The 16931-nt window shown below is 40.4% G+C and carries 12 protein-coding genes and 1 tRNA gene; 9 read left to right on the forward strand and 4 right to left on the reverse strand.

Features of this window, described 5'->3' with window-relative positions:
* Positions 1-162 precede the first annotated feature (162 nt).
* The 3 genes from BACFIN_RS06570 to BACFIN_RS06560 are packed head-to-tail and all read left to right on the forward strand — an operon-like array spanning position 163 to position 6664.
* Positions 163-4407, forward strand: coding sequence for a DUF5113 domain-containing protein (locus BACFIN_RS06570; RefSeq protein WP_007755431.1), 4245 nt, complete (start codon positions 163-165; stop codon positions 4405-4407).
* A gap of 36 nt (positions 4408-4443) precedes the next feature.
* Positions 4444-5172 carry a DUF5932 domain-containing protein gene (locus BACFIN_RS06565; RefSeq protein WP_007755434.1) on the forward strand — a complete coding sequence of 243 codons (729 nt, stop codon included), beginning with the start codon at positions 4444-4446 and terminating at the stop codon, positions 5170-5172.
* 37 nt (positions 5173-5209) lie between these two features.
* A complete protein-coding gene (locus BACFIN_RS06560; RefSeq protein ID WP_007755436.1) occupies positions 5210-6664 on the forward strand; it encodes an AbgT family transporter in 1455 nt (484 codons plus the stop codon).
* A gap of 66 nt (positions 6665-6730) precedes the next feature.
* Here BACFIN_RS06560 and BACFIN_RS06555 read toward each other — a convergent pair.
* Positions 6731-6804, reverse strand: a tRNA-Arg gene (locus BACFIN_RS06555).
* A gap of 287 nt (positions 6805-7091) precedes the next feature.
* Here BACFIN_RS06555 and BACFIN_RS06550 point away from each other — a divergent pair.
* The 4 genes from BACFIN_RS06550 to BACFIN_RS06535 all read left to right on the forward strand — a co-directional run bounded on the left by BACFIN_RS06550 (position 7092) and on the right by BACFIN_RS06535 (position 11382).
* Complete coding sequence (locus tag BACFIN_RS06550; RefSeq protein WP_007755440.1) at positions 7092-7826, forward strand: hypothetical protein; 735 nt, start codon at positions 7092-7094, stop codon at positions 7824-7826.
* A gap of 369 nt (positions 7827-8195) precedes the next feature.
* Positions 8196-8870: a DUF2461 domain-containing protein gene (locus BACFIN_RS06545; protein ID WP_007755442.1), complete on the forward strand. Its 675-nt coding sequence runs from the start codon at positions 8196-8198 to the stop codon at positions 8868-8870.
* A gap of 34 nt (positions 8871-8904) precedes the next feature.
* Positions 8905-9351 carry a YhcH/YjgK/YiaL family protein gene (locus BACFIN_RS06540; RefSeq protein WP_007755445.1) on the forward strand — a complete coding sequence of 149 codons (447 nt, stop codon included), beginning with the start codon at positions 8905-8907 and terminating at the stop codon, positions 9349-9351.
* An 18-nt stretch (positions 9352-9369) separates the two neighbouring features.
* A complete protein-coding gene (locus tag BACFIN_RS06535; RefSeq protein ID WP_007755447.1) occupies positions 9370-11382 on the forward strand; it encodes an alpha amylase C-terminal domain-containing protein in 2013 nt (670 codons plus the stop codon).
* Positions 11383-11455: 73 nt separating this feature from the next.
* On the opposite strand, the gene BACFIN_RS06530 is transcribed toward BACFIN_RS06535, so the two are convergent.
* The 3 genes from BACFIN_RS06530 to BACFIN_RS06520 form a co-directional block, all read right to left on the reverse strand.
* Entirely contained in the window at positions 11456-11944 is a 489-nt protein-coding gene (locus BACFIN_RS06530; RefSeq protein WP_007755450.1) for a PepSY-like domain-containing protein, read from the reverse strand.
* A gap of 93 nt (positions 11945-12037) precedes the next feature.
* On the reverse strand, positions 12038-13735 hold the full coding sequence (locus BACFIN_RS06525) for an alpha-amylase family protein (protein WP_032839764.1): 1698 nt from the start codon (positions 13733-13735) through the stop codon (positions 12038-12040).
* A gap of 47 nt (positions 13736-13782) precedes the next feature.
* Positions 13783-14589 carry a patatin-like phospholipase family protein gene (locus BACFIN_RS06520; RefSeq protein ID WP_007755454.1) on the reverse strand — a complete coding sequence of 269 codons (807 nt, stop codon included), beginning with the start codon at positions 14587-14589 and terminating at the stop codon, positions 13783-13785.
* Positions 14590-14691: 102 nt separating this feature from the next.
* Between BACFIN_RS06520 and BACFIN_RS06515 the strand changes: the two genes are divergently transcribed.
* On the forward strand, positions 14692-16194 hold the full coding sequence (locus BACFIN_RS06515) for a glutamine synthetase family protein (protein WP_007755456.1): 1503 nt from the start codon (positions 14692-14694) through the stop codon (positions 16192-16194).
* Between the two features lie 272 nt (positions 16195-16466).
* Positions 16467-16712, forward strand: coding sequence for an RNA recognition motif domain-containing protein (locus tag BACFIN_RS06510; RefSeq protein ID WP_007755457.1), 246 nt, complete (start codon positions 16467-16469; stop codon positions 16710-16712).
* Positions 16713-16931: the final 219 nt, after the last annotated feature.

Genomic DNA, 16931 nt, shown 5'->3' on the forward strand with positions numbered 1-16931 from the left:
TTTGCGTAATTAATGGATAGTTGACGATGGATTATGAAAAGGATTTCTTTAAATAATAATGTCCGAAGAATAGGTAATGAGGCACAGCATAGCTCATTATCGATTATTTATTATCCGTTATCTATTCTGATAATTCTTTCTTTGTTCTTCTCGTGCACTGATATGGTGCCGACTAAAGAGGTGCGTTTGATTGATTCGCTTAATGGAACAGCGTATGCTTATCGTTACCGAAATCTGGATTCTTCTTATAAATATGCCGAACAGGCTTATAGTAAGGTGAACTTTTATAAGTCGGGGAAAGCGGAAGCTTTAAATAATCTGGGATTCTGGGCTTTTATGAATATGGATTTTGACCGTGCCGAAGCGTCTCATAAAGAGGTCTATAAACTGACTAAAAACGAACTTGAGCTTTTGATTGCCGATATCGGACTGATGAAAATCTGTCAGAGGACGGCAATGAATAAAGAATTTTATGATTACAGGAACAGTGCGTTGAGACGTATGAAACGTATTCGTGAGGAAAGTGATTTGTTTGCCGACAGGCACGAAAAGCTTCGGCTGGACTATGCTTTTACGGAGTTCTTTATTGTTTCCGCCATTTATTACTATTACCTTCAGCAACGACAGGAAGCGATTGCGTCGCTCAGTCATATTCCGGAAGAGGAAGCATTGGCGGATACTAATCAATTGCTTTACTATCATTATCTTAAGGGGGCCGCTTCTTTGGTTGAAGCAAAGACACCGGAGGAGAGAAAACTACGTGAGTTTGATCATTTGTATTATACTTGGCGGGCGGCTGTTCAGAGCAATCATCCTTATTTCGAAGGAAATGGTTTGCAAGGTCTTGCCAACTTGATGGCTTCTTCCGATAGTTTCGAGTTTTTCCAGACAAGGAGAGGACATATGCTGGAGCAGTTTGCTTTGCCGGTAGATTCTCTTTTACCTTTGCGCATGGCACAACTCGCGCTTGAGAGATTCCGCCAATATAACGACTTGTATCAGATTGCCGGAGCGTATGTTTCTATCGGAAAATATCTGAATGCGCACGGACGATATTCGGAAGCGCTGGATACACTTACGAAAGCATTGGATTGTGTGAATCGCCATCATATACTTTATTATCATCATGAAGCGGATACACTGGATAAGCTGCATACGTTTGCAGAAGGCGATACTACCTATACGGGAGTGCCTTGGATTGCGCAGGAAAATGTGAAGACCGTTCCTGAATGGATTTCAAGGATTCGGGAACAATTGAGTGTATCGTATGCAGGGCTCGGAATGAAATATGCTTCTGATTATAATCGGAATATTTATCTGGATATTTTGAATTTTACCCGCCAGGACAAGGAACTGGAAAGTCGTTATGTGTCATTGGAAGCCGGTTCGCGCCAGATGACGCTTGTCCTTTCTCTGGTGATTGCCGGATTGGTATTGGTGGTGATTTTCTGGTGGTTCTTTAATAAGCGTTCTAAAATAAGAAACCGGTTGGATGTGGAACGTTTGCAGCAGATTTTAGGACTCTGCCGGGATATTACTTCATCCATCCCAATGAATGTCCCTTTGATTCAGCAGGGGATAGATCAGTTGTTTGGAAAGGGACGTATGAAATTGGAAATATCGGAGGAAGGTAAGGCGACGTTGTGCTCTGGATATCGGCTGAGCCGCGACGAGAAGGCTTTGGTCCACGTATTGGAGCCTTATATTATTTGGGCGGCTGACAATGAGCAGATGGTGGAAGCATTGAGTGACGAGCGGATGCAATTGGAAAAACAGCGGTATATCTATGAGCAGCATATTGCCGGAAATAAACGCCAGAACTTGATAAAAAAAGCCTGTATGGCTATCGTAAATGGTATCAATCCGTATATTGACCGTATTCTGAATGAGGTACATAAGTTGACGGAACGGGGATATATCGATGATGAAAAGATCAAGAAAGAGAAATATCAGTATATCGACGAATTGGTTACTACGATCAATGAATATAATGATATTCTGGCTCTCTGGATTAAAATGAAGCAAGGAACGCTCAGCTTGAATATTGAGATATTCAGCCTCAATGAGTTATTTGAACTGGTAGGGAAAGGACGGCGTGCCTTTGAGATGAAAAAACAGACTTTGGAGATTGAACCGACCGTTGTCACGGTGAAGGCCGACCGTGCATTGACTCTGTTTATGATTAATACGCTGGCGGAGAATGCGCGTAAATATACTCCGGAAGGTGGGAACATCAAGGTATACGCACGTATGACGGATACTTATGTGGAGATTTCCGTAGAAGATAACGGACGAGGTATTTCAACGGAGGATGTGGAGCGTATCATTGGTGAGAAGGTGTATGATTCGCGCGTAATCGGGATGAAGAATGCGGAGGATCTGGAGGAACTGAAAGAAAACAAGGGGAGTGGCTTCGGATTAATGAACTGTAAGGGAATCATTGAGAAATATAAGAAGACGAATGATTTGTTCCGTGTGTGTGCTTTCAATGTGGAAAGTGAATTGGGTAAGGGGAGTCGTTTCTATTTTCGTTTGCCTTTAGGGATACGTAAGATAGTCGGTGTATTGCTTTGCCTGTTGCTTCCGGTAGGGATGGTGTCGTGTGTGCATGATTCTATTTCCCCCATGTTGCAGGAAGGAGATTCGATAGTTGTGGTTACGGATTCGGTATATGAGGATTTGCTGGATGCTGCGTCGGACTATGCAAATGCTGCATATTTTGCTAATGTGGATGAAGAATATGAACTAGCTTTGCAGTATATCGATTCGGCTATGATGTTATTGAACGAGCATTATGAGAAATATGCACGGGCGGAACATCCGCATCGTTATATGAAATTGGTTGGTGAGGGGATACCTGCCGAGATTAGTTGGTGGAATGAGTTGTTTGACTCGGATTATCATGTGATTCTGGACATAAGGAACGAAGCGGCAGTCGCTTTTCTGGCTATGAAACAACTGGATGCGTACAGTTATAATAATTCGGCATTTACGGATTTGTATAAGTTGCAAGGAGAAGATCAGACGTTGGAGGCATATTGCAAGCAGTTGGAACGTTCGAATACGAACAAGACGGTGGGGATCATTTTATGTTTTGTCCTGTTGGTGGTTTTGTTGGTCGGGTACTATTTTCTGTATATGCGCAAGCGGCTGCAGAACCGACTGAATCTTGAACAGGTGCTCGAGATAAATCAAAAAGTGTTTGCAGCCTCTTTGGTCAGACCACAGGAGCAAGAGGATGCAGAAGCACTCCAACGAGAGGAGAGTACGCTAAAGGAAATCCCGCAACGCATAGTGGATGAAGCATTCGGGTCTGTAAATGAATTGCTTACGATTGACCGGATGGGTATTGCAGCGTATAATGAAACGACGCATAGGCTGGAATACGCTTCATGTCCCGGTCAGGAGATGCCGGAGATGGTACAGCAATGTTTTGATTCCGGTGAATATCTTGAACGACGGCATTATCTGGCTATTCCATTGAAGGTGGAAGCGGGAGGAGAACACCAGTGTGTGGGTGTGCTTTATCTGGAACGCAGGGAAGGGTCGGAGCAGGAAACAGATCGTTTGTTGTTTGAATTGGTGGCACGCTATGTGGCGATTGTGATATTTAATGCGGTGGTGAAATTGGCTACGAAATATCGGGATATTGAGTCGGCGCATGAAGAGGCACGACGTGCTCTTTGGGAAGACAGTATGTTGCATGTACAAAATATGGTATTGGATAATTGCCTGTCTACGATTAAACATGAAACAATTTATTATCCGAATAAGATCAAACAAATTGTCGGTAGGCTCAATATGCAGAATATTTCAGAGAAGGAAGAACGTGAGGCTGTGGAGACAATGACCGAATTGATTGAATATTATAAAGGAATCTTTACGATTCTAAGTTCGTGCGCTTCCCGTCAGTTGGAAGAGGCTACTTTCCGGCGGGTGGTGATTCCTGTACAGGAACTTTTGGATACTGCTGGAAAATACTTCAGAAAGTCAATGAAGAACCGGACGGAGAGGATAGAACTGGAGATAGGAACGGTGGACGCAAAAGTGATAGGAGATCTGAATCAGTTGCGCTTCCTATTGGAAAACCTGATTGACGAAGCGTTGGCGGTTCACGAAGACGGTCTGTTGCGTTTGCAGGCACGGCAGGATGATGAATATATTCGCTTTCTTTTTACGGATACAAGACGCGAGAAGAGTCTGGAGGAACTGAACCTGTTGTTTTATCCGAATCTGGCACGTATGACTGCCGGTGAAAAAGGGGAGTTGCGTGGTACGGAATATTTGGTATGTAAACAGATTATCCGCGATCATGATGAATTTGCAGGACGCAGGGGATGTCGTATTAATGCCGAACCTGCTGCAGATGGAGGATTTACGGTTTATTTTACTGTACCGCGTAGATAAAATAAGGAAAACACATAAAAGTTTAGATATAAGGAAATGGAAGAACAGAAATTTAGAGTAATTATTGTAGAGGATGTAAAATTGGAGTTGAAAGGCACGGAGGAGATATTCCGTCACGAAATACCGAATGCGGAAGTGATCGGTACCGCCATGACAGAGAATGAATTCTGGCCCTTGATGGAAGCCCAACTTCCTGATTTGGTTTTGCTGGATCTGGGGCTGGGGGGCTCTACCACTATCGGAGTAGATATTTGTCGGAATATATTCAAACGTTATAAGGGGGTTCGTGTGCTGATCTTCACCGGTGAGATCTTGAATGAGAAATTATGGGTGGATGTGTTGAATGCCGGTGCCGATGGAATTATTCTCAAGACAGGAGAGCTGCTTACTAAAACGGATGTACAGGCTGTAATGGATGGAAAGAAGCTAGTGTTCAATTATCCGATTCTAGAAAAGATTGTAGACCGTTTTAAGAAGTCTGTCGCTAATGATGCAAAACGTCAGGAGGCGGTTATCAGTTATGATATTGATGAATATGACGAGCGTTTTCTCCGTCATTTGGCATTAGGATATACGAAGGAGATGATTGCAAATCTGAAAGGTATGCCCTTCGGCGTGAAATCATTGGAAAAACGGCAGAATGACCTTATCGGACGTCTTTTCCCGAATGGAGAGCGGGTGGGGGTGAATGCTACCCGATTGGCTGTGCGTGCATTGGAATTGCGCATTATTGATCTGGATAATCTGGAGCCTGATGATGAATAACTAAGGAAAGCTGACGAAGAATAAATCCTGAAAAGCGATGAAGACAAAATGGCGTATGCCCCATCCTGCTACGATGTTTATGCTGTTGACGATGGCAGTGGTTTTTCTTTCATGGATATGCGATATCTATGGGTTAAAGGTGATATTGCCGCAAACCGGTGAAGACATTCGTGTGCAAAGTTTGTTGAGTCCGGAAGGTATTCGCTGGTGGTTGCGCAACGCAATTAAGAATTTTACAGGATTTGCTCCTTTGGGGATGGTAATCATCGCGATGTTCGGACTTGGGGTTGCCCAACATTCCGGGTTTATTAATGCGTGTATCCGTTTGGGGGTGGGGAACAGGAAAGAGAAAAAGAGAATTATTCTTTGGGTAATTGTTCTGGGGTTATTATCGAATGCCATTGGTGACGGTGGGTATATAATTTTGTTGCCTATTGCGGCTATGTTGTTCCAATGGGTAGGTCTCCATCCGATTGCCGGAATTGTAACGGCTTATGTTTCCGTTGCGTGTGGATATAGTGCCAATATTGTATTAAGTACGATGGACCCGTTATTAGCTCATACTACACAAGAGGCTGCTTTGGCGCAGACTGGATATCAAGGGAACACCGAACCTCTTTGCAATTATTTCTTTATGAGTGCTTCTACGGTGGTTATTACTGCTATTGTTTATTGGGTGACTGAGAAATGGCTTATTCCTAAGTTAGGGAATTATGAAGGAGGGATAAAGGTAGAAGCTTACCGGCCTCTGTCCCGCAAAGAACGGCGTGCTATTATGATCTCCATTGTTGTGGCAGCTATTTATGTGGCTCTTATTTTGTGGCTTACTTTTTCTTCTTACGGGATTCTACGTGGGGTAAACGGTGGTTTAATGCATTCACCTTTTATTGCAGGTATTTTGTTTCTTCTCTCATTGGGGGCCGGTATCACAGGAATGGCGTACGGCTTCAGCTCCGGTCGTTATCGTACGGATAATGACGTCATAGAAGGGTTAACGCAACCCATGAAACTTCTTGGTGTCTATTTTGTAATTGCTTTTTTTGCAGCACAGATGTTTGCATGTTTCGAGTATTCACATCTGGATAAGTGCCTTGCCATCATGGGAGCGGAATTGCTTTCTTCTTTTGAACCTGCTCCATTGGCTGCTTTGGTATTGTTTATCCTGTTTACAGCAACTGTCAATCTTATTATGGTATCTGCTACTTCTAAATGGACTTTTATGTCTTTCATATTTATTCCGATGTTTGCGCAAATGGGGATTACTCCGGACATTGTACAATGTGCTTTTCGCATAGGGGATAGCTCGACCAATGCAATCACTCCTTTCTTGTTTTATATGCCTTTGGTATTGACTTATATGCGGCAATATGACAAGCGAATTACGTATGGAGCTTTGCTTAAATATACTTGGAGATATTCACTGGCTATCTTGTTTGCCTGGACATTATTGTTTGTTGTCTGGTATTTGTTGGAGATACCGGTCGGACTGTAAGATGTTTAATATCAGCTATTTAAAAGAAAAATCCGATAACATTTAACTGTTACCGGATGTTAACTGTGATTCCGCTGCGATTCGAACGCAGGACCCACGCCTTAGAAGGGCGTTGCTCTATCCAGCTGAGCTACGGAACCATCCTTATTTGCGGATGCAAAGGTAGTGCTTTTTGTGGAATATCAAAAATTTTTGGCTGTTTTTTTATTTGTGTTTTTCTTTTTGATTATGAATCAGCTATTTATAGAATACAAATATTGGGTGTCTTCTATATATGGTAGGATAATTAAATAGAGGAATGCCCTTTTTACGAAGAATAACGAACGTTATATAGGTTTCAAAAAACTCAAAAAACTTAAATAGGGTTGTGTTTTTCTATTATAAGGTTTACTTTTGAACGATAAACAACTAAAAAACACATAAAGTTATGAAGAAATTTATTTTTTTATTTGCATTTTGTATTACTGTTACTAACATTTTTGCACAGACCGACCCTAACCAAATTAAAAAAGAAGGAAATGACGCATTCAATGCTAAAAATTATCCCGTAGCGTATGCTAAGTTTAGTGAATACTTGAAGCAAACTAATAATCAAGATTCTGCAACAGCTTATTATTGTGGTATGGCTGCCGATGAGATAAAGAAATATGCCGAAGCTGTTACTTATTTTGATATAGCAATTCAAAAGAAGTTCAATATAGGGAATGCATATGCTCGTAAGGCTGCGGCTTTGGATGCGTTGAAGAAAACTGACGAATATGTGGCTACATTAGAAGAAGGCTTGAAGGTGGCTCCTAACAATAAGGTAATGGTGAAAAATTATGGTCTTCACTTTTTGAAAGCAGGGCTTGCCGCTCAGAAAGCAGGTAAGACAGAAGAAGCAGAAGAAAACTTTAAAAAAGTAATTCCTTTGAATCATAAGACATACAAAACGAATGCGTTGTATAGTTTGGGTGTTTTGTGTTACAATGATGGAGCTAATATTTTAAAGAAAGCTGCTCCTTTGGCAAACTCTGATGCGGATAAATATGCTGCGGAAAAAGAGAAAGCTGATGCCAGATTCAAAGAAGCGGTAGATTATCTGGAAGAAGCTGCTAAAATATCTCCGGAGAATGCAAACGTTAAGAAAATGCTTCCTCAAGTGAAAGCTGCTATGAAGTAAATTAGACTATCATATAAAGAACTAGGAAGGGTTACCGATAGACATTGTCTGGGTAGCCCTTTTTTATAGTTATCTTTCTCTACCGGTTTTATAACTATAATTAACTGAAATATGCAGGACTGTACTGAACAAAAATCTCATTTGTACTGTTATATTTATGTGTTTTTCATAGTATTAGATATAAGATTAATTAAAGAGATTGTACTCCACTTGTGAAAGCTAAAGTACATCAGAGACAGAAGAGTCTGTTTTTTTGATAAATGTGTTAGAGCATCGGTTTATTAAGCCGATGCTTTTTTTATCTCCTTTTGTGTCCTTTTGTAGTTTATATGAAATAAAATTTGTACGTTTGTAGGATAATAATAGAAAATGATAAAGATGAACATACCTGTTATCTTTCAGTTTTTAAAAGATCTTTCCGCGAATAATAATCGCGAGTGGTTTAATGAGCATAAGGCGGAATATGAATTGGCTCGTGCTGAGTTTGATAACTTTCTGGCAATAGTGATTGCCCGTATATCTCTGTTTGACGAAACGATTCGGGGAATTCAGCCCAAAGACTGTACTTATCGTATTTACCGGGATACCCGCTTTTCTGCAGATAAAACACCCTATAAAATACATTTTGGAGGATATATTAATGCGAAAGGCAAGAAATCAAATCATTGCGGATATTATGTGCATTTGCAACCGAATGGTTCTATGCTTGCCGGAGGAAGTCTCTGTCTACCTTCAAATGTCTTAAAAGCTGTTCGGCAATCTATTTATGATAATATTGAAGAATTTGTTGCTATTGCAGAAGATCCGGAATTTAAGAAATATTTTCCGGTGATAGGGGAGGATTTCTTGAAAACCGCTCCTAAAGGCTTTCCGAAAGATTTCAAACATATTGACTATTTGAAGTGCAAAGAATACATCTGTTCTTATAATGTCTCTGATAGTTTTTTTACTCAATCTGATGTGTTGGAGCAAATAGACAAGGCATTCCGGCAATTTAAACGGTTTGCCGATTTTATTAATTACACTATTGATGATTTTGAATAATCCCTAAAATATAAACTTTAAAATTGAACTTGATATGGTAGTAGATACTTTAGAAAATCTGGAGAAATATGCGTCTTTGAATCCGTTGTTTGCACAAGCTATTGAGTTTTTAAAATCTCATGATTTTCAGACTATGGAAATAGGTAAGACGGAGTTGAAAGGAAAAGATTTGTTGGTAAATATAGCACAAACCAAGCCTAAAACGAAGGAAGAAGCCAAGCTGGAGACACATCGTGATTTTATTGATATTCAGATTCCATTGTCAGGAACGGAAATCATGGGATATACTGCTGCAAAAGACTGTATTCCGGCAGATGCGCCTTATAATGCAGAAAAAGATATTACTTTTTTTGAAGGATTAGCTGAAACTTATATCACTGTGAAGCCGGGAATGTTTGCTATTTTCTTTCCTCAAGACGGACATGCCCCCGGCATTACTCCGGAGGGTGTGAAGAAAGTAATAGTAAAAGTAAAAGCATAATCTAAATTCAATTCTGATATGGAAAAGACACTTAATCTTATCAAAAATGACCCATGGCTGGAGCCTTTTGCTGATGCAATCACAGGTCGTCATCAATATGTGCTGAACAAGGAGGCCGAATTAACCAATAAAGGAAAGCAAACTCTTTCGGACTTTGCATCGGGATATCTTTACTTCGGATTGCACCGTACTGCCAAAGGATGGACTTTTCGTGAATGGGCGCCGAATGCTACACATATTTATATGGTAGGTACATTCAATAATTGGGAAGAAAAAGCTGCTTACAAGTTGAAGAAGCTGAAGAATGGAATTTGGGAAATCAATCTTCCGGCAGATGCTATTCATCATGGAGACTTGTACAAACTGAATATATATTGGGATGGTGGTCAAGGTGAACGTATTCCAGCTTGGGCTACACGGGTGGTTCAGGATGAACAGACAAAGATATTCAGTGCGCAAGTGTGGGCTCCGGAGAACCCCTATAAATTTAGGAAGAAGGCATTTAAGCCTACCACTAATCCTTTGTTGATTTACGAATGCCATATCGGCATGGCACAACAGGAAGAGAAAGTTGGAAGCTATAATGAATTTCGTGAAAAGATACTTCCGCGTGTCGCAAAGGAAGGATACAATTGCATTCAGATTATGGCTATTCAAGAACATCCATACTATGGGAGTTTCGGTTATCATGTATCTAGCTTCTTTGCTGCTTCTTCCCGTTTTGGTACTCCTGACGAATTGAAAGCCTTGATTGATGCGGCACATGAGATGGGAATTGCTGTAATTATGGATATCGTTCATTCTCATGCTGTAAAGAATGAGGTGGAAGGTTTAGGTAATTTTGCTGGTGATCCGAACCAGTATTTCTATCCGGGTGGGCGTCGCGAACATCCGGCTTGGGATTCTCTTTGTTTTGATTATGGTAAGAATGAAGTGATTCATTTCCTATTGTCTAACTGTAAGTTCTGGCTGGAAGAGTATAAATTTGACGGATTCCGTTTTGATGGAGTAACGTCTATGTTATATTATAGTCATGGTTTGGGAGAGGCGTTCTGTAATTATGGAGATTATTTCAACGGACATCAAGATGATAATGCGATTTGTTATCTGACGTTGGCTAACAAGGTGATTCATCAAGTTAATCCGAAAGCTATCACAATTGCAGAAGAAGTTTCCGGTATGCCGGGATTGGCTGCGAAAGTAGAGGACGGTGGTTACGGATTTGATTATCGCATGGCTATGAATATTCCGGATTACTGGATTAAGACGATTAAAGAAAAGATTGATGAGGACTGGAAACCTTCCAGTATGTTCTGGGAAGTCACCAATCGTCGCCAGGATGAGAAAACTATATCGTATGCGGAGAGTCATGACCAGGCATTGGTGGGAGATAAGACAATTATTTTCCGTTTGATTGATGCTGATATGTATTGGCATATGCAGAAAGGGGATGAAAATTATGTAGTCAATAGGGGTATTGCCTTACACAAAATGATCCGTCTACTGACAGCCTCTACAATCAATGGAGGATATTTAAACTTTATGGGTAATGAGTTCGGTCATCCGGAATGGATTGACTTCCCGCGCGAAGGTAATGGATGGTCTTGCAAATATGCCCGTCGCCAATGGAATTTGGTAGATAATAAGGATCTTACTTATCATTATATGGGAGACTTTGATGCGGAAATGCTGAAAGTAATCAAGAGTGTAAAAAACTTCCAGGCAACACCTGTTCAGGAAATCTGGCATAATGATGGTGATCAGGTATTGGCATATGGTCGTAAGGATTTGATATTCGTCTTCAATTTTAATCCGAAACAGTCGTTCACCGATTATGGTTTTCTGGTGACTCCGGGCGCATACGAGGTTATACTGAATACGGATAATGTCTCGTTTGGAGGAAATGGCTTGACCGATGATTCTATCGTTCATTTTACGAATGCTGATCCGTTGTACAAAAAAGAAAAGAAAGAGTGGTTAAAACTCTATATACCTGCACGTACTGCTGTAGTGCTTAGAAAGAAGAAATAACTCTTTTCACACAAAATAGAAGCCCCTGCAAATCATTACATCTGCAGGGGCTTTTTTCTATATGCACTCTTTTTTAGTTAAGAAAAAATGTACTTGGACCGAAAATATCATGTAAATAACTTACGTTGCGTGTTTTCAACAAAACGCCCTGTGGAGTATAGAATAACTGATATTTAATGTCGACATTATCCTGGCCTACTTTAATCACTATAATGGCTTGCCATTTTGGGAATTCGACCATCGTTACATTATCTACCACCCAGCTTGCGTAAGATCCGGATACGAAAGCATTATAAACGGCAGGCGATAAACGGTCGAGGCTGACGAGGTCAGTCTGCGTCATAGCCCATTGCCCTTGAGCATTAAACCATACGTTTTTAGTGAATTCGTTCATTACAAAATTGGCACAATAATATCCATCATCTTGTGACCAAGCTATATCATTAGCCTTTGGATACATCTTTTTGAAAGTTGACTGAATATTACCGGGAGGAGTATTGGCAAAAGTGGATACGGATATTATCAAAAGTAACGCGACTGTCCAAATATTAAATTTTTTCATAAGCTTTGAGTTTAGAGGATTATTAATTGTCTACTTAAAACAGCCTTTTTGAATATTTGTTTGAATGATGTGCATAAAATGAGAGTGTATAGCCTAATACGTGATTTTTAGAATTTTTCCGTTGTAAGCTCCCACTGCAATCTCTGTTGGTTTATATGGTAACAAACAGATCTCTTCTTTAGCTCCCGTCATCAGGTCAACCGCTTGATAACTTTCCATTTGAGGAATTTGCAAGAAATCGAAAGCATGTGAAGGAATATTGATTGCGACGTCTACTAATTGACTATCGAAATTGATAACGAAAAACAACAGTTCATTTTTATATTTTCTCATGAAAGTATATTGCTTATGCTCATTGAAACGCCATCCGTTAATGTTAGCATACATCAAATCAAAGAATACTCCTTGCGTGATTGCCGGTTCTTCATTACAAAGTGTAAGTACCTTCTGATAGATATCATATAGGTATTTATGATCTTCGGTGAGCATTTTTCCATCAAACTTACCTCCGTTGCGCCAACGACGGATAGTCTCTACACTCCAGTAGTCAAAGATGGTGGTTCGCCCGTCTCTTCCGCTGAATCCTTCATTATCCATACCCATTTCTCCAAACTCCTGCCCAAAGTAAATCATCATGGGATTTGTATTCATACAGGCGGAAACAATGAGTGCCGGGATGCCTTTACGCGGATTACCGGCAAAGAAATCAGAAGCGATGCGTTGTTCGTCATGATTCTCAAGGAAATTAAGCATTCTTTTCTCAATCCCGTTCAGACTTTGCCAGCAATGTGTAATGGCGGTAGCAGATTCATATCCGCAGGCTACATTTCTTAAAGTATCATATAATCCTACTTTATCATACAAATAATCAAATTTTCCACGAAACAGATAGTTGCGGTATTCATTCGGATTGTAGACTTCTGCGATAAAAATAATTTCGGGATAAGCTTCTTTCACTTGTGGAATAGCCCATTCCCAAAACTCTACGGGGACCATTTCCGCCATATCGCAACGGAAGCCATCAATGTTTTTTGATGCCCAAAAAAGAAGTATATCCAGCATCTTTATCCATGTATCCGGAGTCGGGGAGAAATGACAGGTACCACCGTTTTGATAATCCACTCCGTAATTCAGTTTAATTGTCTCATACCAGTCATTGATATTAGGAGTAGCGTCAAAACGATTATTTCCGGTTGCTTTGGCCGGAAATTCATGGTAAGGCTCTGCAGCGCCGTTTTTCATGTCAAACTGAGCGCGAAGTTCAGCCTGAGGAATATAATAAAAATTGTTGTACGGACTGAAAGCCAAACTTGAATCATCGTTGGCTCCCAGCTCTGTCGTTCCGTCGGGCTGTGTATCCGAATGGTATTGACGGGCTACGTGGTTGGGCACAAAGTCTATAATCACTTTTAGCCCTGCACGATGAGTACGGTTCACCAGATTCTCAAATTCTTTCATGCGTCCCGGCACATCATTTGCCAAGTCGGGGTCAACATCGTAATAATCTTTGATAGCATAGGGTGATCCGGCCTTGCCTTTCACAACGGCAGGGTGGTCAGGCGCGATGTTGTAACGGCGATAATCTGTTTGTGTGGCATGTTCGATAATGCCTGTATACCATATATGTGTGCTACCTAGTTTTTTTATTTCTCCTAGTGCTTTCAGTGTGAAATCCGCCATTTTTCCACAACCGTTGGTACTGATATCCCCATTGTAAACACAGTGATTGTTATTATTTCCAAACAGGCGTGTGAACACTTGATAGATAATTATTTTCTTTTCGTCATTCATATCGAGTAGATTTTTATATTTATTGTTATTTGGAGGAAAAATATGGATTATCTCCATATATTCCCTTTTTCTTCCAATAATTGGTTGAGTACCTCGTTGGCAGTACTATATCCTTGTTCAAAGATTTCTTCTGCTTTTTCTAGTTCCGTATTGCTGTATCCGTATAAATTATAAGGCTCGATCAATAAATCGCATTTTTCTCTTTCGGGAAAAGTATTTGCACGGAACATAAAATGGAATGAACGCATAGCGATACTTACAATATTCATTTTATAATCTTGTGCCATGATAGGACTTACATTGATAGCCACTACTTTATCACAAATCCTGCGAAGAGTAGAAACCGGAAGATTCATCATCAGCCCGCCATCTACATAATTAGTACCTTCTATGTTGACAGGAGCGAACATGACAGGCATGCAGCAGGAAGCGGCTACCCGCTCCGCTATGGTGCCACGATGGAAATGAACCATACGTCCGTGGTCGAGATCGGTTGCGGTGATAATCAAAGGGATTTGTAAATCCTCCAGATTCTTAGCCTTTAAGTTTGTTCGGAGAAAATCAATAAACTCACAAAGGTCGAATAGCCCTTTCTTGGGAATAACCAATTTTGTTAAGTCCTGAAATTTATGTCCGGAGAAATAATCGAGAACTTTATGAGGTTCATTACCATCCGCGTAGAATACTCCTGCGAGTGCTCCGGCACTTACTCCGGAGATAATATCCGGTTTGACATCATGCTCCAAAAGAGCCTGCATTACTCCCAAATGGGCAAATCCTTTAATAAATCCTCCGCTTAGAGCATAGCCAATCTGATATTTCCGACTATTCCAGCTGTTTGTAAATACCTCCATGAGTTACTTTTTCGTTAGTTCGGCACGAATTTAGTGAATTTTTCCTTATCTTTGGCATTCAGCAAACCGTTTTAATCATATAACAACGAAAAACAACCGATTATGAATCAAGAATTATCAATGAATGCAAACCAATTGGTGGCATTCTTCCAGAAGCCGACTTCTGAATTTACTAAAGCCGATATTGTTTCATTTATTCGAGAAAAAGATATCCGCATGGTCAATTTTATGTATCCGGCGGGAGACGGTCGTTTGAAAACACTGAACTTTGTTATTAATAATCAAGCTTATCTGGAAGCTATTCTCACTTGTGGAGAACGGGTAGACGGTTCCAGTCTTTTCTCTTTTATAGAGGCGGGCAGTAGTGACCTTTACGTGATTCCTCGTTTTTGCACAGCATTTGTTGATCCGTTTGCAGAAATACCGACTTTGTCCATGCTTTGTTCTTTCTTTAATAAAGATGGAGAACCGCTTGAAAGTGCGCCGGAACATACCCTGTACAAAGCAAGTAAGATCTTTACGGAAGTCACCGGAATGGAATTTCAAGCTATGGGCGAACTTGAATATTATGTAATAGCACCGGATACGGGTATGTTTCAAGCGACCGATCAGCGCGGTTATCATGAATCAGGCCCTTATGCGAAATTTAATGAGTTCCGTACCCAATGTATGTCTTATATCGCACAGACAGGCGGGCAAATAAAGTACGGACATTCCGAAGTGGGTAACTTTACTTTGGATGGCTATATTTATGAACAAAATGAAATAGAATTCTTGCCTGTTCCCGTATCACAGGCGGCAGACCAATTGATGATAGCTAAATGGGTGATCCGCAATTTAGGATATAAGTATGGATATAATGTAACATTCGCTCCTAAAATTACGGCAGGAAAAGCCGGTTCGGGGTTACATATCCATATGCGTATAATGAAGGACGGAAAGAACCAAATGCTGGTAGATGGCGTTTTGTCGGAAACGGCACGCAAGGCAATTGCAGGAATGATGGTGCTTGCTCCTTCAATCACTGCTTTCGGAAACACCAATCCAACTTCGTATTTCCGTCTTGTTCCTCATCAGGAAGCACCTACCAATGTTTGTTGGGGAGATCGCAACCGTTCTGTATTAGTGCGTGTACCTCTAGGGTGGGCTGCAAAAACAGATATGTGTACATTGGCAAACCCGTTAGAAGCTGAAAGTCATTTCGACACTAGCCAGAAGCAGACGGTAGAAATGCGTTCTCCGGACGGATCGGCGGATCTATATCAACTGTTGGCAGGCTTGGCCGTTGCCTGCCGTCATGGGTTTGAAATCGGAAACGCATTGGAGATTGCCCAAAAAACGTATGTAAATGTGAATATCCATCAGAAAGAGAATGAAGATAAGCTGAAATCATTAGCGCAACTGCCGGATAGCTGTGAGGCTTCTGCCGATTGCCTGCAACAACAAAGAGTCATTTTTGAACAATATAATGTATTCAGTCCGGCAATGATTGATGGTATCATCCGTAAGCTTCGCAGTTATGGCGACAAGACATTACGTGCGGATTTGGAAGGAAAACCACAGGAAATGTTAGATTTGGTACATAAGTATTTTCATTGCGGATAGTGAGATTATAAAGGTATAAGGCTTTTTTAGGGATATTGAACGTTAAGTATTGGCCTATTTTCATAAAAAAGATGTTTTATGAGAAGAAAAAGGGGCTAACATAGTGCGATATCCCTAAATAATGCTTTTCTTGCATCAACAACAATAAAGAGGTTTATTGCGATTTGATTATTTTACATGAATCTTCTCATTTATTTGAGCATATCCATCTCTAATTTAGCTCTTCCCAAAACTTTCTTATTGAATTATTAATTTTTTATATTTGTATTTTTATGAATTTGTACATTGGAAATCTTAGCTATAATGTTAAGGAATCAGACCTGAGAAATGTAATGGAAGAGTATGGAACAGTTGCTTCAGTAAAGTTAATCACAGACCGTGAAACTAGAAGATCAAAAGGCTTTGCGTTTATCGAAATGCCGGATGATACAGAAGCTAACAACGCTATCAAGCAATTGAACGGTGCAGAATATGTAGGTCGTTCAATGGTAGTGAAAGAAGCTTTACCAAGAAACTAAGACTGGATATACAGCCGAAAAATAAAGAAAGGCGTGTTGGTGATAACCGACACGCCTTTCTTATTATGTTGTTTCTGTTTAGGGATATTCAGTAAATGTTCCTCTTTCTAAAAAATCAAGAGAAAAGCTCACGTAAAGCAAAGCTTTTCTCTTGATTTTTTCGTTCAACTCTCCCAGTCTTCTATTCTTTTTTGTAGAATATTGTTTACATATTCTTTT

It is taken from the genome of Bacteroides finegoldii DSM 17565, from assembly GCF_000156195.1.
In the GTDB taxonomy this organism is placed as follows: Bacteria; Bacteroidota; Bacteroidia; order Bacteroidales; family Bacteroidaceae; genus Bacteroides; species Bacteroides finegoldii.